The organism is Nostoc sp. DSM 114161 (assembly GCF_052692665.1).
On the sequence record NZ_CP195141.1, the window covers coordinates 6,904,340 to 6,923,659 of the forward strand.

At 41.0% G+C, this 19,320-nt stretch carries 13 protein-coding genes; 6 read left to right on the top strand and 7 right to left on the bottom strand.

The features are described 5' to 3' along the window. Nucleotides 1–341: 341 nt before the first annotated feature. Nucleotides 342–884, bottom strand: a complete 543-nt coding sequence (locus NSTC745_RS28865) for a cupin domain-containing protein (RefSeq protein ID WP_445634063.1) — start codon at nt 882–884, stop codon at nt 342–344. Nucleotides 885–974: 90 nt separating this feature from the next. On the opposite strand from NSTC745_RS28865, the gene NSTC745_RS28870 reads away from it, so the two are divergent. The 4 genes from NSTC745_RS28870 (at nt 975) to NSTC745_RS28885 (ending at nt 3,522) form a co-directional block, all read left to right on the top strand. Continuing rightward, nucleotides 975–1,148, top strand: coding sequence for a hypothetical protein (locus tag NSTC745_RS28870; RefSeq protein WP_445634064.1), 174 nt, complete (start codon nt 975–977; stop codon nt 1,146–1,148). 158 nt (nt 1,149–1,306) lie between these two features. Continuing rightward, the gene (locus NSTC745_RS28875; protein WP_445634065.1) at nt 1,307–2,749 is read left to right on the top strand and encodes a deoxyribodipyrimidine photo-lyase, 8-HDF type; all 1,443 of its coding nucleotides are present in this window, start codon (nt 1,307–1,309) and stop codon (nt 2,747–2,749) included. Nucleotides 2,750–3,014: 265 nt separating this feature from the next. Further along, entirely contained in the window at nt 3,015–3,260 is a 246-nt protein-coding gene (locus NSTC745_RS28880; RefSeq protein WP_096538458.1) for a hypothetical protein, read from the top strand. Beyond that, on the top strand, nt 3,241–3,522 hold the full coding sequence (locus NSTC745_RS28885) for a hypothetical protein (protein WP_096538457.1): 282 nt from the start codon (nt 3,241–3,243) through the stop codon (nt 3,520–3,522). Before NSTC745_RS28880 ends, NSTC745_RS28885 begins: the two co-directional genes overlap by 20 nt. Nucleotides 3,523–3,899: 377 nt before the next feature. Here NSTC745_RS28885 and NSTC745_RS28890 read toward each other — a convergent pair whose 3' ends face one another. Further along, complete coding sequence (locus tag NSTC745_RS28890) at nt 3,900–5,114, bottom strand: glycosyltransferase family 4 protein (RefSeq protein ID WP_445634066.1); 1,215 nt, start codon at nt 5,112–5,114, stop codon at nt 3,900–3,902. 270 nt (nt 5,115–5,384) lie between these two features. On the opposite strand from NSTC745_RS28890, the gene NSTC745_RS28895 reads away from it, so the two are divergent. Beyond that, nucleotides 5,385–6,404, top strand: coding sequence for an Npun_R2821/Npun_R2822 family protein (locus NSTC745_RS28895; RefSeq protein ID WP_445634067.1), 1,020 nt, complete (start codon nt 5,385–5,387; stop codon nt 6,402–6,404). A gap of 167 nt (nt 6,405–6,571) precedes the next feature. On the opposite strand, the gene NSTC745_RS28900 is transcribed toward NSTC745_RS28895, so the two are convergent. The 3 genes from NSTC745_RS28900 to NSTC745_RS28910 all read right to left on the bottom strand — a co-directional run bounded on the left by NSTC745_RS28900 (nt 6,572) and on the right by NSTC745_RS28910 (nt 10,213). Continuing rightward, entirely contained in the window at nt 6,572–8,572 is a 2,001-nt protein-coding gene (locus NSTC745_RS28900; protein ID WP_445634068.1) for an AAA-like domain-containing protein, read from the bottom strand. A 343-nt stretch (nt 8,573–8,915) separates the two neighbouring features. Then, nucleotides 8,916–9,905, bottom strand: coding sequence for a zinc-dependent alcohol dehydrogenase family protein (locus NSTC745_RS28905; RefSeq protein ID WP_445634069.1), 990 nt, complete (start codon nt 9,903–9,905; stop codon nt 8,916–8,918). An 80-nt stretch (nt 9,906–9,985) separates the two neighbouring features. Then, complete coding sequence (locus NSTC745_RS28910) at nt 9,986–10,213, bottom strand: hypothetical protein (RefSeq protein WP_445634070.1); 228 nt, start codon at nt 10,211–10,213, stop codon at nt 9,986–9,988. A gap of 995 nt (nt 10,214–11,208) precedes the next feature. Between NSTC745_RS28910 and NSTC745_RS28915 the strand changes: the two genes are divergently transcribed. Further along, nucleotides 11,209–12,924 carry a putative bifunctional diguanylate cyclase/phosphodiesterase gene (locus NSTC745_RS28915; RefSeq protein ID WP_445634071.1) on the top strand — a complete coding sequence of 572 codons (1,716 nt, stop codon included), beginning with the start codon at nt 11,209–11,211 and terminating at the stop codon, nt 12,922–12,924. A gap of 114 nt (nt 12,925–13,038) precedes the next feature. On the opposite strand, the gene NSTC745_RS28920 is transcribed toward NSTC745_RS28915, so the two are convergent. Further along, nucleotides 13,039–13,692 (bottom strand): hypothetical protein, encoded by a 654-nt coding sequence (locus NSTC745_RS28920; RefSeq protein ID WP_445634072.1) that lies wholly within the window; start codon nt 13,690–13,692, stop codon nt 13,039–13,041. A 76-nt stretch (nt 13,693–13,768) separates the two neighbouring features. Further along, on the bottom strand, nt 13,769–19,066 hold the full coding sequence (locus NSTC745_RS28925) for a CHAT domain-containing protein (protein ID WP_445634073.1): 5,298 nt from the start codon (nt 19,064–19,066) through the stop codon (nt 13,769–13,771). Between the last annotated feature and the right edge of the window lie 254 nt (nt 19,067–19,320).

Genomic DNA, 19,320 nt, shown 5'->3' on the forward strand with positions numbered 1-19,320 from the left:
AATTTACAGTTGAATAGACCACAGTAGGGGCACAACATTGTTGTGCCCTTACGATAATTTAGTATTCAAGCATGTATTCCATCCAAATGAAAAGCGCTGTAATCGATAGAGCAACTTCATTTATCAATGGAGAAACTAGAAATATAATCAATATTTCATAACAAGCGGATTTCTAGTAACATCAAGGGTTTAAGACCCCAACCATTACACATAGTATCAGTTGAGTTGAGGTTTAAATCCCCAACTCCAACTGTCTTGAATTTTTAATTTTTAATTTTGAATTGTTAATCGTGGGGTATTAATTAGGAATTACGTAGCTTGCTTCTCGTCGGAGGCGAGTATTAGGAATTAGTAATTATTTGAGTACCTGTATACTTAGGAACCCATCCTTCTGCATTTGCAAAATAGCGTACTGCTTTGAAATTCAATGAGGCATTTGGGCTGCACCAATGCTCAACCCCTGCGGGAATGTAGAGATAATCTTGTGCCTGAATTAAAAGCTGTACTTGGCTACCATTAGGTCGCACGAAGCCATAAATCATTTCTCCTGCCAATACATAGAGGGGTTCAGCAGCATTGTGAGTGTGGTAACTACCGTATGTTGCTATCAACTGGTGAAGATTGGGGGAACCTGCATGGAGATTCAGCAAGTCAGACCAGAGAGCCTCATTTTCTTGCTGGATAAATTCAAAGACGCTGTTATGAAGTTCTATAATATAAAGTTTTTCAGACTCTGTTAAAACCTCTTGGTCTACCAGATTTGGGAAAAGGAGCGATGTTCCTGGGTCGTAGTGTCTGAGTTGAATACCAAGAGGGGCAAGTTCACGAACTATTTCGCCTAAATCGCTCTCAATTGTGCCGTCATCAAGTAGGAGGTTAGCCATGATAAAGAAGACTAATTAACTATTAAGAAAAGTATACTCAATTTTTTATTCAAAAACCACTATTGCCGATTGACAAACCGGGGAATGGGAATGGGGCATGGGGCATGGATAAGAGGTGTGGGAGGTGTGGGAGGTGTGGGAGGTGTGGGAGGTGTGGGAGGTGTGGGAGGTGTGGGAGGTGTGGGAGGTGTGGGAGGTGTGGGAGGTGTGGGAGGTGTGGGAGGTGTGGGAGGTGTGGGAGGTGTGGGAGGTGTGGGAGGATGAAAAAGAAATCTTTCCCCACACTCCCCACACTCCCCACACTCCCCATCCCCCCATGCCCAATGCCCAATGCCCAATACAAAATAAATTTATCAATAGAATGATGCTGTTTGGTGTCATTAACATCTAAGCTAGTACGGGTGAACTATTTTGAGTGTGGAATGTCTGACTTAATTCTGTTTTGGCATCGTCGCGATTTACGCATTTCGGATAATACGGGATTGGCTGCGGCACGGCGGCAGAGTCCGAAAGTGGTGGGTGTGTTTTGTCTCGATCCGCTGATTTTGGAACGAGATGATGTTGCCCCGGTGAGGGTAACTTATATGATTGGTTGTTTGGAGAAATTACAACAGCGATATGCCGAAGTTGGCAGCGAGTTGTTAATACTTCACACCGATCCCGTGCAAGGGATACCAGCTTTAGCTGAGGCGTTATCAGCGAAAGCTGTTTTTTGGAATTGGGATGTAGAACCTTATTCCCAAGAGCGCGATCGCACCATTATAAATGCCCTCAAAGAAAAAAGTATTGAGTTTCTTACCCAAAACTGGGATCAAATTCTCCATTCCCCAGAAGAAATACGGTCGGGTAGTAATCAACCTTATACGGTTTATACTCCCTTTTGGAAAAATTGGATTAGCAAATCTAAGAGTCAACCAGTAGAAACTCTGCAAAATGTTGAGGGGTTAACGGAAGCTGAACGGGAAATTGCAAAACAAGCAGGAGCGATCGCATTACCTTCTGCAAAAGACTTAGGATTTATTTGGGATGGAGGATTAATTCTTTCACCAGGAGAAGCGGCGGCGCAAGAACGGCTAGAGGAATTTAGCACTAAAGCCATTACTGAATACCAAGAACAGCGCAATTTTCCCGCAGTTGATGGAACATCGCAACTGAGTGCAGCTTTGAAATTTGGCGTCATTGGCATTCGCACTGTCTGGCAAGCCACAACCCAAGCGCAAGAAAATAGTCGCAGCGAAGAAGCAACAGTAGCTATCCGCACATGGCAACAGGAACTAGCTTGGCGCGAGTTTTATCAACACGCAATGTATAACTTTCCCGAATTGGCTGATGGTGCTTTCCGCGACGCCTTCAAAAATTTTCCTTGGGAAACTAACGAAGAACATTTCCAAGCTTGGTGCGAGGGTAGAACTGGCTACCCCATTGTGGATGCAGCAATGCGGCAGTTGAATGAAAGTGGCTGGATGCACAATCGTTGTCGGATGATTGTCGCTAGTTTTCTCACCAAAGACTTACTAATTAATCCCCAACTGGGAGAAAAATACTTCATGCAGAAACTGATTGATGGTGATTTATCTGCTAATAATGGCGGTTGGCAATGGAGTGCTTCTAGTGGGATGGACCCCAAACCCGTGCGAATTTTCAACCCAGCCAGCCAAGCGCAAAAATTCGATCCAGATGGAGAGTACATTCGCCAATGGCTGAGAGAATTGCGGTCTGTGGATACAGAATATTTAGTTACTGGTAAAATTCCACCTTTAGAACGCCATGCTGCTGGCTATCCAGAACCAATTGTAGACCATAAAAGACAACAACAGCAGTTTAAACAGCGTTATCAACAACAAAAAACTGTCAGTGGTGTTTAGTAACTGAAGTTGCGAACGCCAAAGCCTTGAGGCGTTCTCCCACAGTAGCCGCACTACCGATTATGGGCAATTCAGCGGACATCATATTATCCTATAATTCACTGAGAACTTGATTTTAGCAGGATTGCAGTCTTGTATTTTGGATGCTTGACCGCAAATGCCCTGATACTTTAATGTGGCTTGTTAATAAATTCCGCAAAAACACCGTTACTTAATTCGTGTTTCCGATCAAAACTGAGAGCATCCAGTTGATTAGGGTTTATTTATGACCAGCCCTGTAACGACGGTTATCCAGGTCAATCTAAAGATGGCTCTGGAGGTAGCTCAAGAATTGGAGCAAGCTCCATATACCAAACTCGGTGCTTATTGTTTAGAAATTTTGCGAGAAATAGGATGTCCTGGTACTGAACTCCCAGATAACTTACGAACTCGCGATCAGCAGCTTAATTTCATCACTGGCTTTGCGTCTTATGCTTTTGGGGAGGTACAAAGTGTCCAAAGCATTAATTGAAGATATCTTTAATGATTCGGAAGAGGCACAAGAAATTACTTTTCCTGCCACAGATCGAGATTTATTAATTTTAACAGAAAAATTTTTAGGGTTTGAAATTCCCTCAAAGGTTTTCTTGCAAGCTATAGCGATCGCTGCTTACGATAGTGCATCTGCTTTTCGCTACGTTGATAATTATTTGGCTATCCTCAAGAATAAGAATAAGCGTAAGCATAAAAAATTACTTGCGTTCAAGGCTGCGGCTAATTGTGAAAATAATTGAGTCGTTTTCTCACAAAGTAATACCATTTTTTGTTTGAGATTTTTGATTTTGTTCGGGCGTGCATCTTCTAAAAAATGAGTTACTCAGTCAGCGGATTTTTGGTAACTCCATCTATTGAATCCTGATTTAAATCGGTATAGCTAAAACCCAATAAGGTTTAAGGTTTAGATAAGATAATTTGCATCACCAATGTTTTATCTAGAGACGTTGTATTACAACGTCTCTATATACATTTGTTTTAATGATTGACGATTAAAAACAATTAGGAACTACCCCAATACTTGTCGGTTAAGGGGAAAAGGGAAAGAAAAAACCTTTAACCTTTTCGCCAAATCCAATTCCGAGTTAAAAATCCACAAAGCGTGCAGTATTAGGAACTACCCAAGACAAATTTGTTCGTACCTTTTGCCAGCAATATCCCAAGTGAATTCTGCTTCTACTAGTTGTCTGGCATTTTGTGACAGTTGCGATCGCAATTGTGGATTCTCGAATAATTTACTAATTGCGGTGACGTACTCGGCAGGTTGATTGGCTCGTAATGCACGTAGTGGTTCGCTAGCACCGTCTACAGCTAATCCTTCTAAACCGCGATCGCTTCCTACTACTGGTACGCCAGCTGCCATTGCTTCTAAGGTCTTATTTTTAATGCCAAATCCAGTCCGCATGGCTACAACGCAGATGGTTGCTTTATGTAAATATTCTACCATTGAAGGTACGCGTCCAGTAACATTAATTCCAGGTTTTTTACCAAGTGCTAAAACTTCTGGTGCTGGGTAAGAACCGACAATATCAAAAGTAGTATCAGGATATTTTTTTTGGATTTCCGGCAATACTTCATTGCTGAAAAAGCAGACAGCATCAATATTCGCTAAATTATCCATTGCACCAATAAAAATTAAACGATGTCCCCCAGGATCGCTGGTACGATTCGGGAAAGAAACTAAATCTACACCATTGGGAATAACAGTAATTTTAGTATTTGGATTAAATTGTTGTATTTGCAGTTTATCTTCTTCGGTTGTGACAACAATTTCTGAGAATTTAGCACAGTAATTTTGTTCGTAACGACGCAAAAGCGGCAGATTAATTTTGTCTCTGATTCTATTTTCAGAAATGCCTGTTGCTAGTTGGTTACGACAAGTAGCGTAAACAGAACTATGAATATTAACTATGGTTTTTAGCTGTTTCTGAAAATGTGGCTGCACATAAATTTCATTGACGCTATGTTCGCAGGTAATCGCATCAGATTTTCCGGCTTCTACCCAGTTGTTAACCCAGGTTTGCATCTCCAGCGAATAGCGGTTGAGTACGCTTGGCGGCGTACCGTATAACAAAAATTTACCAAATCTGTGTATTTTTTTTAACATTTTGGCTGTATTTGTCGGTTCTTGTGGGCGATCGAAAACTACCAAATGGCCCACATGATCGCGTAATGCTATTAATTCAGCATCAGTAACACTGGGATCTCGTTGAGTAACTAGAGTCACATTATGAGAGGCAGCTAAGTACTTAAGTAAATAAAATGTCCTAACTTGGGTTCCCCCCCTTGTGGGTGGGTAGGGAAAGGTGGAAGATACCATTAAGATGTTCATACAAGTAATGCATCAAATGTGATACATACACCATGACTGATTCATGCTTGTATGTCATCATAAGTATCCCTTAATATATGATTTGTAAAATTTTCATAAATTAAAGCAAACAAAAAGCTAGTTACTCATTAACAGCCGATGATGGTAAATTTACTGTATAGTTCCATCTCATCTGTTGTTTTTACAGTCAAGTATAAGTCAGTATATAACTGTCACTGACAAAGTGCTGAGCGAACAAACTAGTCTAGAAGTTAAGTAGGATTTAGCAAAATGAAATCATTTGGTATTTATACGCTTGCCAATGATACTGTATACGACCAATTAGTTGCTTTGCTAAACAGCATTGAGGTAAATGTTGGAGAGAATATTCCTGTTTGCGTGATTCCCTATAACCAGCAATTAGACCTGGTTAAACAGGAAATCAAATCTAGAAAAAATGTCACACTTTTTGAAGATTGGGAAGCAATTAACCGCTGGGATAATTTTATCAATGAGCTTTGGGATGCTCATCCAAGAGCAAATGATTCCAAATTCAATCGTCCAGGATGGTACAAAGGCTCTGTACACCGAAAGTTTGCTTCTTTTAATGGCGAGTTTGAGAAATTTGTGTTTTATGATGCTGATAGTTTAGCCATGAAACCAATAGATGATATTGTTGAAAAGCTTGATAATTATGATTTAATATTCAACGATTGGGAACATGCTAAACCCAAAGAAAAAACCCAATTAAATCTGGAAGTACTTGAAAAAGCAACCCAACTAACAGAAACCGAATTGCGTGCAAAAATTCATTGTGATAGCTTTTTTGGTTCTAAGCGGTTGCTTTTCGGTGGCGAAGATTTGGATATAATTAAACAAAGATGGATTGAAAAACGTGAATTTGAATGGATTCGTCCGGGTTCTTGGTGGTCTAGTTCTGGTATATTCGGTTATATAACTTTATACGGCGATCCTCGAATATTTAACTTTACCCTCAGTCCCAATTCTCAAGATAGAACAGGTAACTGCGCTAATGCAGACCGATTCGTGAATATTAATAATGTTCTTTACAATCAAGATGGTTTAAAACCAATTCATCGCATTCACTACATGAGCTATTCTTCTATTGACTTTACCCGTTTATGTCAAGGAGAAGATGTGAATATCGATTATAGAGATGAGTTTTTATATTATAGATTTCTCAAAGAACCAGAACGAAAACCAAAAGAGTTGAAAGTTCCTAGCGTGATGTCGCAAATGAATCGTTTTCTAAAAAAATCGCGGAAGAAACTTCAGAGAATGATTTCTTAAAGGAGAATTCAGAATTCAGAATCCAGAATTCAGAAGCATAGGAGGTTGGGTTGAGTATATCATTAGCCAACAAGAGCTCGATCGCGATCCAAGGTTGAATGATGATGTTATAATGGGGTAGGCGTAGCCCGTCGCAGACATCGCTCTACTTTAAAGCGTAAATCGGCTTAACCTAAAACAACGCGATCGCGTCCTTGTCTTTTAGCATGAGAAAGTGCTTTTTCCGCAGCATTAACTAAATTAGCAGGCTCAGTTTCAACTGCGGGAATAATACTAGCTACGCCTAAACTAACAGTCAAAACAGGAGCGGGTAAACCACCAATGCTAGGATACTCACACTGAATTGCCAAAGCTTTTATTTCCTCTCGAATATATTCGGCGATGTACATTGCAGCAGCAACATCTATTTTCGCAAGAATCACAAATTCTTCACCACCATAACGAGCCACTAACACCTCGCTATTTTCATCTCTAAAATCTCCTTTTGGCAAACTTGCAGAAAAATTAGTAGGAGGATTAGCCATTTTCGCACAAAACGATAAACTATTATTACCTAGTAAGCATTCTAGGCAGTTACGGATAGTATTAGCGATTTCTTGTAAACACCGATCTCCTGCGGCAACACCGTAAGTTTTATTATAAATTTTGAAATAGTCAATATCGCATAAAATTAGTGATATTGGGGTGCGTTGACTAACAAAGTTCTGCCATTCAATTTGTAGGAATGTTTGGAAATAGCGGCGATTTACTAATTGAGTTAGTTCGTCCAAACTACATAAAACAACTAATTGTTGATTTTCTACTTTCAAATCTGCAATACAACTATTGTTAAAATTTTCATTTATTTTTAAATGTTCGCGAAAATATAAACGATATAATTCACATGCGGGAGTACAGCGATCGCCTTCTAAATTTATTAGTCCCATTCCCTGTAATTTATATGCCAATGCTGGTTCTAATTTCACATAACTTTTAGCGTTAATTACTCGATCGAAGGCAGCTGCTAAATCTGGTTGATTTCGTAATGCTAATATATATTGCCTTAAATATTCATGATAAATTCCTGATTCTGTAGGTGCTTGTTGCAATAGCTGTTTTAAATTGCCTTGTAATCCTCCTTTACCTACAAGATGATATAAAGCCAATCGTACCAAATAAGGATGTCCCCCCAGCATTGCCATTAAGCTATGCGCGTCTTCACCATCTGTCCAATCCAAACCGTGACGTTGTGCTAAATCTTGCACTTGTTCTTTTGTAAACAAAGCCAATTTAATCGGCAAACCAATATTAAATGGCGATTGATTCAGTTTTATGGGAAAAAGAATTTCCGTGGAGTAAACCAGAACCAAGCGGAGTTTTTGCCAAATTTCAACTGCTTTAGCTTGTTCGTGCCACGAACGTACTAATAATAACAATTCTTGAGCAATTTCCTGATAATCAAACACCCAATCGGCTTCATTCAAGACCAAAACCAAAGGAGTTTCCAACACAGATAACAAATAATTTTGAAAATAGATAGAGCAGCTGACTTTGCTACCCATCTCTTCATCCCAATAATCATTGAGTTTTGGTTCTAGCTGTAATTCGCGACTGACATTGGCACAAAACCAGCGCAAAAATTTATCTAAATTGGCAAATACTGTTTTGTCTGCTTGCTGAAAATCTAAACTCACGGTGCAGAAGTTTTGCTTTTTAGCGCGTGCAAGCAACCGCAAAACTAAAGAGCTTTTTCCCATTTTCTTGGGTGCTTTGATGCAGATGACACTCCCCGGTTGAGTTATTTCTGCGTAAGCAAGTTCCTCAATTGGCGCACGAGAAATGTAGAATCTGGAATTTAGAGATACGGGGCCGCTAGGAAATTCCAAGGATATGGCTGTGGCAGCTTGGTTAAATTCCCTAAGTAATTGCTGATGTGCTTTGCCAAGGCGATGATTTTCTACAGTCTGGCGGAAATTGGATTGATTTATCGATTCTTTGTAAAAATCACTCAGAACTTGCCATAAATCACCAGCAACTTTCCTGACCCGATCCTCAGGATAATTCCCTTCAACTGCAATTTTGATGTAGGTTTTTCCTTCCCAGGCAGAACGTAATACAATTTCTTGGAGTGTTGTTAAACCGGTAGCTTGACTGGCTTTTAATAAGAGTACTACTTCATCTATAGTCATTACTGATTGACTCTAATTAAGCATAAAATTGTCTCATCAGGATTATTCTTGACAAGTGTTATGTCGCTTGTTGTGCGTGGGTAAGAGCTAGCCTTTTCCAAAAAGCTACAAATAAGTCTGGATAATTTTTGGTATCTTCAGATTTTTGATGCGATTTTATCATAGATTTTTTTAAAATTTTTATTATTTTTGAAATTTTGTGTGATTTTATCTAATTTTTTGAGACATATTTGAGAAGAATGCCGCAGGCTAGTTTGCAAATTTATTTGTGGAAAAAATCCAAAATCTAAAATTTTTTATTCATTTTAATGATTGAGATTTACCGATTCCCTTTTAATCACTACTAATCAACTACCAAAACAGCTGAACCTGCAATTTTCCCAGTACGAAGGGCATCTAAAGCCTCATTCGCTTGAGCCAAGGGAAAAGCATTTACTTCAGTACGGATCGGAACTTTGGGCGCTAAGGTAAGAAATTCTTCACCATCTTGGCGAGTTAAATTAGCAACAGAACGCAACACCCTTTCTTCCCAAAGAATGTCATAAGGAAAAGAAGGAATATCGCTCATGTGAATTCCAGCACAAACTACGACGCCGCCTTTGGTAACTGCACGTAAAGCAGATGGTACGAGTTGACCTACGGAAGCAAAAATAATCGCTGCGTCTAAAGGTTCTGGGGGTAATACATCTGAGCCGCCCGCCCAAGTTGCACCCAATTGACGGGCAAACTCTTGTCCTTCAACATCGTTGAAACGGGTAAAAGCAAACACTTGACGTTCTTGATAACGAGCCAGCTGTATCAAAATGTGAGCAGCCGAACCAAAGCCATAAAAACCTAATTTTTGTGCATTACCTGTCATTCTGTAAGCGCGATAGCCAATTAAGCCGGCGCACAAAAGGGGGGCAGCTTGCAAATCGGTAAAGCTAGGGTCTAGGGGAAAGCAAAAGCGGTAATCGGACACAGTGTATTCTGCATAGCCACCGTCAATATTATAACCAGTGAACTCAGCATAATCACAAAGATTTTCACGACCGGAGGCACAGTAAGGGCAGCGATCGCCACAAGTATAACCCAGCCACGGAACACCAACTCGTTGACCAACACTAAATTTATCAACACCATCACCCACCGCCTTTACAGTACCGACAATTTGATGCCCAAGTACTAAAGGTAGTTTGGGATGCGTCAATTCTCCATCAACTATATGCAAATCGGTGCGACATACACCGCAAGCATGAACGCGAATCAGTACTTGTTGTGAGTTAGGTTTTGGTATCGGTAACTCTCCTAGCCGTAAGGGTTGACGCGGTGCATCTAAAATCATTGCACGCATAAGCAACTCCAAATTTTTTAATTATTTAGTGCCAAGTAGTTTATGGTTTTGTGCAAAATACAAAGTTTATGAGTGAAAAATTAATCTCGCTTTAAACCACAACCCAAGCAACGCATACAAACAGAAAAAGCTGCTAAAACTGAAATAATCTCAAATGGCAATTGAAATGACAAGGGAGCTAAAGAAAATCCCCAAATCAGAGAAATTGTCCCAGTTACCATAGTTGCAATGCGATGAATTTCGTCTTGAGCTTTCCAGGCTAAAAACAAAATTCCTAAACCTATTAATAATAATATTAAACTACCCATAAGCTTATTCACTACTTAAAAGCTAAAAATCAATTATCCAAACCTGCAATGTTAACAGAAATTGTATCTACCAATTTTTTGACACTTCCCTTCTCTATATTATCTGTAGGCACAACCTATGTAAAACTATGCGTTGACGCCAGATTCTAATCTTGAGTTTGGCAATTGCCACTTGTATTTTACTGGTTTGTATATTCACTCCCAGACTGATTATACCTCCTACCGATCCTCAGCAGGCGATCGCTGTCTATGTCGTATACTTTTACTGGCATTCGTAACTCGTTTTACCTAATAGCAACGCTGGATTAATTGTATACCCATAGGGTGATTGGAACTATTTTACACTCTAGATTCGTCTCCAGTGACAATTATCATTGTGATTGCAATGGTAAGTGCTGGTTTGCTGTCGTTTGTGCAATCTCTTGGTGTGGTTTTAGGTTCCTTGGATTGCCCATGCATTGGAACGGTTAATTCCTGATGGACAAAACCAAAATCGGCAGCTTGAAACGTCAAAGAAGCGATCTGTGTAACTCGTCCACGATTGAAGTTTTTTAAACTTTCATTAAAGCCAAATTTATTACTATTAGTAAAAACTCAGAGAACAAGTACTTATAACCATTTTTATAGCTATTTAGTTTTTCTATGAAGATGCAAACAAACTATTTTAACTAGCACTAAACTAGTGTCAATATATGGCAGTAACACATAAAGGAAAGTAATCTTACATTGATCGATGAACTCTCCGCAAGCTATAGAAAGCGAGTTTAAGATTGCAATTCTAATTGTAAGTAGGTGACGCTGACCATACACCGATCGCCGCCTAATCATTAAATTACCAAAAATTTAGTAAGCTATACGCTTTTAAATTGCATAGCTACTCACGAGTTTCCTTAACCGCTGATGTTAACTGTCAACCGTCAAAAGCCAAAAATGTGCTGCTTTCGATGCGTGACAGCTTAAACCATTTTCTAACTCACAACTGTGAACTAACATTTATGCAGATGAATCAGAAGCTTTATCTATACTCTTCTCTGGCTAAATTCCGATTACTCAAAAAAAGTTACACTGCCAAAATCATGGTAGTGGCATTTTTGGGAACTCACGTACCACTTTTGGTTTTAATTTTCAATATCGTAACTTCCAACTCCTATCCTTGGGAAATAGCAATCCGAGTGCTGCTGAATGCTCTTTTGGCTACATTAGGAGGAACAGCGGCTACCCTTTTTGCATTACACTACCTACTCGCCCCCGTAATTTTAACATCTGCGGCATTGCGAGACTACTTGCAAACCAAAAAATTACCAGAACTGCCTACAGAATTTGGCGATGAGGCAGGCACGCTGATGGCAGATACTTCACAAACTCTCCACAAATTAGATGAGTTGATCCACCAGATTACTAATTATGACAATTTGACTGGGTTACCGAATCGGGATTTATTTAGCGATCGCCTTTACCAAAATGTGTCACAATCTCAGAATCCCCAGCAATTGATTGCTGTTCTTTCCCTGAGCATTGATGATTTCACCGGTATAAGTCATGGGTTGGAGCATGAAACATCTAATCATTTATTAAGAGCAGTTGCCCAACGTTTGACAAGCTGTATTGGTAAAACAGATATCTTGGCGCGTTTGACTCAAGATGAATTCGCCATCGCTCAGATGGATATCTTATCCTTTGAAAAAGTGGTTAGTTTCACAAAAACCCTACAGAATATACTGTCTAAACCCTTCTTCATAAATAACCAGCAAATTCATATTACAGTCAGTATAGGTATTACAATTAGTGACTTAGGCGATCGTAATGGTGTGGATCTCCTATTACAACAAGCTCACATAGCACTGTACCAAGCAAAACAGCAAGGAGCTAGCCAGTACCAGTTTTATTCACCAGAAATTAACGCTCAGTTGCAAGAACGACTAGCACTGGAAAACGAATTACGTGGAGCGCTGGAACGAGGCGAAATCGTAGTTTATTACCAACCGCTGATTGATTTACACACTCAAGAAGTCACAGCAGTAGAAGCACTAATACGCTGGCAGCATCCTACAAGAGGTTTGGTTTCTCCAGCAAAGTTTATTCCCATTGCCGAACATAACGGTTTAATCGTACCTATTGGTGAATGGGTGTTGCGAACCGCCTGCACCCAAAATCGAAACTGGCAACTTGCAGGACTACCCCCAATTCGCATGTCAGTTAACCTTTCGGCTCGACAATTTGAACAAGCAAATTTAGTCGGAGTTGTCAAACAAATCCTAGAGGAGACGAAACTGCAACCATCTTATTTGGAACTGGAAGTCACAGAAAGCTCCTTAATAGTTGATATTCAGCACTCCGTGAAAACCCTCAAACAATTACGAGAACTAGGAATATGGCTAGCTTTGGATGATTTCGGCACTGGTTATTCTTCTCTCAATTATTTGAAGCGCTTTCCTGTGAACATGCTCAAAATCGACCGCTCATTTGTGCAAGACGTGACATCAAATTCTGATAGCGCCGCAGTCACCGATGCCATCATTGCATTAGCCAAAAGCCTCCAGTTGAAAATTACCGCAGAAGGGGTGGAAACTCAAGAACAGCTTGACTATTTAAAAAAACGTGGGTGTCAAGAAGGGCAGGGATATTACTTTGCTATCCCTACTCCCGGCGAAAGAATCACCGAGATACTCAAGCAGAATTCTCAGCAAAAACAGGAGATAGCTGTATACTAAATAGTTGACTGTTGACTGTTGATTATTGACTGTCAACAGCTTCCACTAATATTTTACAAAATTAAAATAGGATTGCTAAAAGACTTTTGAAACATTCTCTCAAGGTTTTTTGCCTTATTCCCAATATGTCTTCCAATCATCTTTGAAAGCTTGCTGTAATTTCTTCATATAAATATAAGTTTTAATTTTTACCATCCATACATTATTGTTGTCGCTGCCGACTCCTTTACAAATAACACCTTCGGCTACACCATATTTTCCTTCTCGAACATCTTCAATAAATTGACCTGTTAATTTCCCACGATAAACAACTCGTGCAATGTTTAAGTGACTAAAATCTTGAATAAATTGTTCGGGAGCAATAATACATTTGTTAGTTTGTACATCAAAGAGAATTAGTTGTTTCAGGTCATCCTTTCGATGCATTCCGGCAAAGGAGTTAGTTCCCAAAAATTCTGTAAACACAGTAATTTCTGGGTATTGATAATTTAAATTTTCTTGAAATACTCTTTTTAAAGGATTAGCAAAATCTCTGTTAAAAATCTGCGGAGCTTCTTCTAAACCTGGATGTGCTTTGTTGAATTGTGCAATCCCCATATCATCCAAGTCAAAGCGATCGCGACGCGTACCAAAAGCATACCATCCAAGCTCCAAATCCCAAAGCCAGTGGAGATTTGTACCGTCATATTTCTCAAAAGCTATACAACGCTTCCAAGGACAATTTTTGCTATCTGGAATTTTAGGATAAACAAGTTCCACTCTTGCCATTGGAATAAAAACAAGCTTGTAAATTAATAAGAGAATCTTTAATTCTGAATTCTGACTTCTGACTTCTGAATTCTTGTTACCAAGGATTACCTATCATTGTGAATCCAGCCCAATAATAAGGATGCATAAATGATTCATCAGCTTCCTCAATACTTTCAGCAGGCAAAGGCAAGTTACCCACCGCTCCCAAACCTTGAATTTGGCCATCCTTTAAGTAAATCTGCCCTTTTACCATAGCTACTTGAGCTTGTCTCAAAGCCTCCGCTTTAATTGGATATTTTTTTAAATTCTCATAAAATTTTGTCATCAATGCTGCTGTACCAGAATCGTTAACAGACCAAAGACTGGCAACACTAGTTTTTACACCTGCCAGCACTGCTAAACCCGCAAACCCAAGTTCTGACTCTTTATCACCCAAAGCTGTCCTACAAGCACTCAGCACTATCATTTCTACTTGAGGTTCGTTTAATCGCAACTGGCGTAGTTGGTCTAGACGTAGCTTGTCCTCCCACAGTTGAATATAAGACTTGCTTAAGCCGCCAGCCACAAAATCGGCATGAGTCGCCATGTGAATAATGCCAAAAGGTTGTTGACGCCGGACACTTTTGAGATTCTGTAAAGTAGCTTGCTTGTCCAATAACAATTTGCCTTGCCAGAGTTTAGATACCAATGTTGAGATCTCTACGGGAACTGCTGGTAAAGGATTTTGCCCTTGAGTACTTTCAGAAACCCCCAGGGCTAAAATTTGAGATTTTCTAATGTCTGTATACAGTGTGTTAGTTAAGCTCAGACTCGGCATCAAGCCTATACTGTATTTTTCTACCAAAAATTGTTTACCATCATGGAGTGCTGCCATTGGAGTTGAACGTAAACCAATGTCTGGTAGAAAGACTAAATTGTTAATTTCTCTAGCTTGTAAATCTGCCTCCAGTGGTGCAATTATCCAACGATAAAGTTGTTGAGATGAACGCAAATAAGCAGTGCGGCGACGGTTTTGTGGACTTACAATTCGATCGCGAAATTCTTGAGCTACTTGTAAAACTTTGGCTCTAGTAGTTTCTGGAATGCGCTTACGAATGGGGTTACCTTTTCCAGTGACTACTACTATTTCCAGTTCGTCGCTATCGTTTTCTAGTAGGCTATTCAGCTGTTTAGTTCTCTCTGGGATAATCTCTACAGGCACAAAACTAATGTAGATAAATGCAGGTTTTACACCAGTAGCTTTCTCAATTTTGCTAGCAATTTCTTTGGCCTCATCCAGTGTTTTAATTCTGGGATTGGGTATACCTAAATAATCACCAAAATCACCTGTGAAATTATCTTCGGGAGTAGGATTGGTATTAATTACAGGGTCACCAATCTTAGGAATGTTAGAAGGGGGGTTACCTGGATTAGTTGGATTACATTGGAATGAGCAGGGAGGAACATCAGGAATTTCAGGTTCGGTAGGAATCCCAGGTTCGGTAGGAATCCCAGGGTCGGTAGGAATTCCAGGGTCAGTAGGAATTCCAGGGTCAGTAGGAATTCCAGGGTCGGTAGGAATTCCAGGGTCAGTAGGAATTCCGGGGTCGGTAGGAATTCCGGGGTCGGTAGGAATCTCAGGGACATTGACGTTGATTGCTACCTGTACGGGTTCTGAGGATGAAACTACATCGCTGGCTCTAACGCTGAATGCATTTATTAGCCCTGTGGTATCTGTTGGTGGTGTGTAATTTAATGTTTCGCCTATAGTTAATGTGTCTCCCGCAGCTAAAACCGTATCACCTCGTCTCAGGGTTCCTGCTTGGATGGCATCAATGACAACGGTGGTATTATCTAGATTGACATCGCTAGTGCTGGCAGTAAATGTGAAGCTTAAGGTTTGATTGGCTTGGGCATCAGATGATAGGAGGGTGTTTGTTGTCAGTGTGGGCGGGGTGTTTACGGATGTAATGGTGATGCCGTTTGGTGTGCCAGGAGCATCTCCACCATTGGACAAAACTTGAAAGTTACTTGTAGGAGCGATCGCAGTTGTTCCTGTAGTAATTGTCCCTGCTAGACCATTGACACTAGCATCACCTACAACAAAATCTACATTGTCTGCGCCACCATCATGTCGAATGCTAACAGTACCTCCCGCTAAAGGTTGAACGTTAACACCTCCTTCACCAACAAAAAATCCACCTGTTGCGATGGTGTCACCCGTCCCCGATCCTTGGATTAGACCGTTAGTTAGCACTTGGACATTACCACCTTGAACGGTGTTACCATCAACAAAGTCGTCGGCTATGGCTTGAGTGTTGATGCTGGTAAAACTAATATTGCTGCCAGCAGTATTGGTAGTTTGTAAAGTTACATTGCCAGCTGTAACATTTCCAGTCCCATCCACTCCAGTGGCACTTGCTGAAGCATTAATAGCGTCATTAACGGTAATATTATCTGTGGCAGTTAAGGTGACTGCGCCAGCCGTGCCGACAAAATCGCCACCTCCTTCTTTGACTACAGAGGAGTTAATTGCCCCAGTGGTGATACTGCCGCCTGTGGTTGTTCCTACCACATTACCAGCCGTACCTGAGTTACTAGCATCATTTGAAAAGGAATTAATTGTACCTGTAACGATATTGCCTGCGGCACTCAAGTTGACTGTTCCAGCTGTATTAACAGTCAGAAACCCTCCAGTGTTGCTAGTATCAAGATTATTTAGAGTAATCCCACCACCGCTGCTTGCGACTGTAATATTACCCGCCAAGTAGCCTTGGCCACTGGCGATAATGTTGCCCGCACTAATGTCGCCAGTCGCAGACAAGTTGACATTACCACTATTGCCAGAAGAATCGGTACTGGTATTAAAATTGCCCAGCGATAAACTGGCTCCGGAAATGTTTATTGCTCCTCCGTTGGTCTCAATTGTGTTGGTGGGGTCAACAAAGTTTACAGAACCAGTTTGTGAGGACAGCGTGAAGCTACCGCCAGTGCCCAAGTTTAATGTAGCAACACCATCGGTTGTGACTCCAGGTGTAGCTCCAGTGATGTCATTGATGGTAATATTGCCTGTGGCTTGTAAGTTGATGTTTGCACCGGAGGCTGCGATCGCTTCCCATGAAACTGTATTCGCCCCAATATCTGCATCGCCAAAAGCAATGTTGCCAGCTGTGCCATCAAAAGTCCCTACTCCACCATCGATAATAGTCAATGTGCTGGGGTCTAGCAATAATGTACCAAAGCCACCATTGGCGGCTGAAGTATCTACCACACCGTTGAAGGTCAAGAAATTTTTGCCTGATACTTCTACAAAACCACCATTGCCAGAATTTGCTCCTCCACGTGCCGAAATATTACCAAAATATTGGGTTGCGTTGTCACCCCAAACAATTACCCGTCCGCCATTTCCATTTAAAGTACTATCGGCATTAATTACAGAGTTGGAGTTAACATAAGTCTGCTGTGCATTGGGTAAAGTCCCCTTTCCTTGGTAATCGCCACCAATTATTACACTACCGCCGCCATTGGTTCCAGAGGCGTTAATATTGGCATCAATTACTCCCACTTTTGTACCCAAAGCAGTTACTGTGCCGCCTGTTTGGCTGGATACATCCACTGTGCCAGAAACAATGTTTGTACCTGGAGTTGTAGGAATTTTGACGTTAGAGCCTGTTAATTGTACTGTGCCATCAGGATTAGCAGTTAACCCAGTGTTAGTATTACCAACGGTGAGCAATTCTGGCAAAGATGCAATGGGAATTGTCGAGTTATTGGGCTGGTTGCTACTAGAAGCCAAGGGTTGAATTTCTAGACTCAAAACATTTCCTGGCTGACTGAGGCGCACCCAATTTTGACCTGGTACGGATGTGACGGTAATCTGTCCTCCTGGTGCTGAAATTTGCCCAGTGTTTACCACCGTACCACCCAATAAATTCAAGTTCTGCCCCGTACCGACTGCCAAATTCCCAGCATTCACGATCGCTCCTGGTTGGCTAGTACTAAAGGCAAATCCATTGGGATTTCCTACTAAAACAGTGTAATCATTAACACCTATGGCATTGAACCAACTGCTGCCAAAACCGATGCCGTTGGCTGTTGTCACCGTGAAAGCACCAGGTACATTTAAGCTGGCGTTTGCTCCAAAAATGAATCCGGCTGGATTCATCAAGAACAAGTTAGGGCTACCACCAGTTACTTGAATTAAGCCATTGATGATGGAAGGATTACCGCCAGTGATTCTACCAAGGATATTTTGTAGGGCTGGGCTGGCTTGAAAGTTGGCGATTTGTTCTGGTGAAATTCCAAATTGTTGAAAGCTGTGGAAGAGATTAGCGCCATCACCAGAAGTTGTACCGCCGGTGATATCGAGTTGATTGCCGTTGGGAGTCACAATTGTGTTTGTACCATCAGCAGCAGGAACAATTTGCTGTGCTTGGGCTAATTTGGGACTGATGGCACTCAAAAGTGGGGCAAAAACTAGTATTGAAGCGGCGATGCTGGAGAGTAAAGATTTTTTTACAGAAAGCAGAGATTCTATGCAGACGTTTGAAGAAAAAAGATTTTCGTTACTAACTGTGCATGGCAGATCCTCTAAGGTTTGCCAGGGGCCTTCTTTCACCTCTGCCCCCCTGCTCCTCTGCCCCCCTGCTTCTCTTTTGCGCCGCAAAATAAAGCGACCTGTGGAAAATTCTACATCGATTTGTAACTTATTTGCTAATCCGCGCCGCCAAAGTGCTTGGGCGATCGCCTTTTTTGACCAGAGAATTTGTTCGGTTTTTCTAGTAACAGAGGTGCTTTGAGAATGAACTCGGTAGAAGTAGAGGGGCTTTTTAACTCGTTGAACTTGGGTAACTTCAGAAAGCCTCAAACACAAATCGTAATCATAAGCAGTAATATTAAAAGACCCGTTGACACCTCCCACTCGGTCGTAAACAGAACGACGCATGAGGCGGAAGTGGAAAGTCATGAAGTTTACCAGCAGACCTTCTTTTGAGTAGGGAATATCACAGCGATGACCGTAACCGATAACTTTCCCGTCTGCATCGATATTTAAGTAGTCAGTGTAAACAAGTCCGGTTTCTGGGTGCCGATTCAGGACTGCGGCGGTTTCGGCTAGGGCGGTAGGGGCAAGGATATCATCATTGTCAAGTATACCGATGTAGCTGCCACTGGTTTGATTAATCGCTGCTTTACAAACGGCAGCTGTTCCTTGATGCTCTGCTTGTATTAGCCGTACTCGCGCATCCTGCTGAGTATATCTTTCGACCATAGCCACTGACCCATCTGTAGATCCATCATCCCAAATTAATAGCTCAAAGTCTTGCCATGTCTGGGCTAAGACGCTGGCGATCGCTTGTTGAAGATAAGCCTCCCGATTGTAATTAACGATGACAATGGAAATCAGTGGTGACATCGAAGTAATCCAAGTTTTCTACCTATTACCAGGATATAATGCTCAGGGCTTTTACTTAGGTAATCATTGCTGTTTATTATTTTTTAGTTACAAATTTTCTTAAATTGGCATGTCAGAAATATGATATTCAAATATTCATACACCGTAAATCGGCGAGCAGTTATTCAGTTATCGGTTCGCTGATAACTAGAAGGACTAAAACTCGATATCGCCGGGTTTCGACTGCGCTCAAACCTCTTAGAATAAGCTTACCG

Coding starts and splice junctions, on each gene's coding strand:
- NSTC745_RS28865 (WP_445634063.1), bottom strand. CDS start 884: ATGGCTAACCTCCTACTTGATGACGGCACAATTGAGAGCGATTTAGGC.
- NSTC745_RS28870 (WP_445634064.1), top strand. CDS start 975: ATGGGGCATGGGGCATGGATAAGAGGTGTGGGAGGTGTGGGAGGTGTG.
- NSTC745_RS28875 (WP_445634065.1), top strand. CDS start 1,307: ATGTCTGACTTAATTCTGTTTTGGCATCGTCGCGATTTACGCATTTCG.
- NSTC745_RS28880 (WP_096538458.1), top strand. CDS start 3,015: ATGACCAGCCCTGTAACGACGGTTATCCAGGTCAATCTAAAGATGGCT.
- NSTC745_RS28890 (WP_445634066.1), bottom strand. CDS start 5,114: ATGAACATCTTAATGGTATCTTCCACCTTTCCCTACCCACCCACAAGG.
- NSTC745_RS28895 (WP_445634067.1), top strand. CDS start 5,385: ATGAAATCATTTGGTATTTATACGCTTGCCAATGATACTGTATACGAC.
- NSTC745_RS28900 (WP_445634068.1), bottom strand. CDS start 8,572: ATGACTATAGATGAAGTAGTACTCTTATTAAAAGCCAGTCAAGCTACC.
- NSTC745_RS28905 (WP_445634069.1), bottom strand. CDS start 9,905: ATGCGTGCAATGATTTTAGATGCACCGCGTCAACCCTTACGGCTAGGA.
- NSTC745_RS28910 (WP_445634070.1), bottom strand. CDS start 10,213: ATGGGTAGTTTAATATTATTATTAATAGGTTTAGGAATTTTGTTTTTA.
- NSTC745_RS28915 (WP_445634071.1), top strand. CDS start 11,209: ATGCAGATGAATCAGAAGCTTTATCTATACTCTTCTCTGGCTAAATTC.
- NSTC745_RS28920 (WP_445634072.1), bottom strand. CDS start 13,692: ATGGCAAGAGTGGAACTTGTTTATCCTAAAATTCCAGATAGCAAAAAT.
- NSTC745_RS28925 (WP_445634073.1), bottom strand. CDS start 19,066: ATGTCACCACTGATTTCCATTGTCATCGTTAATTACAATCGGGAGGCT.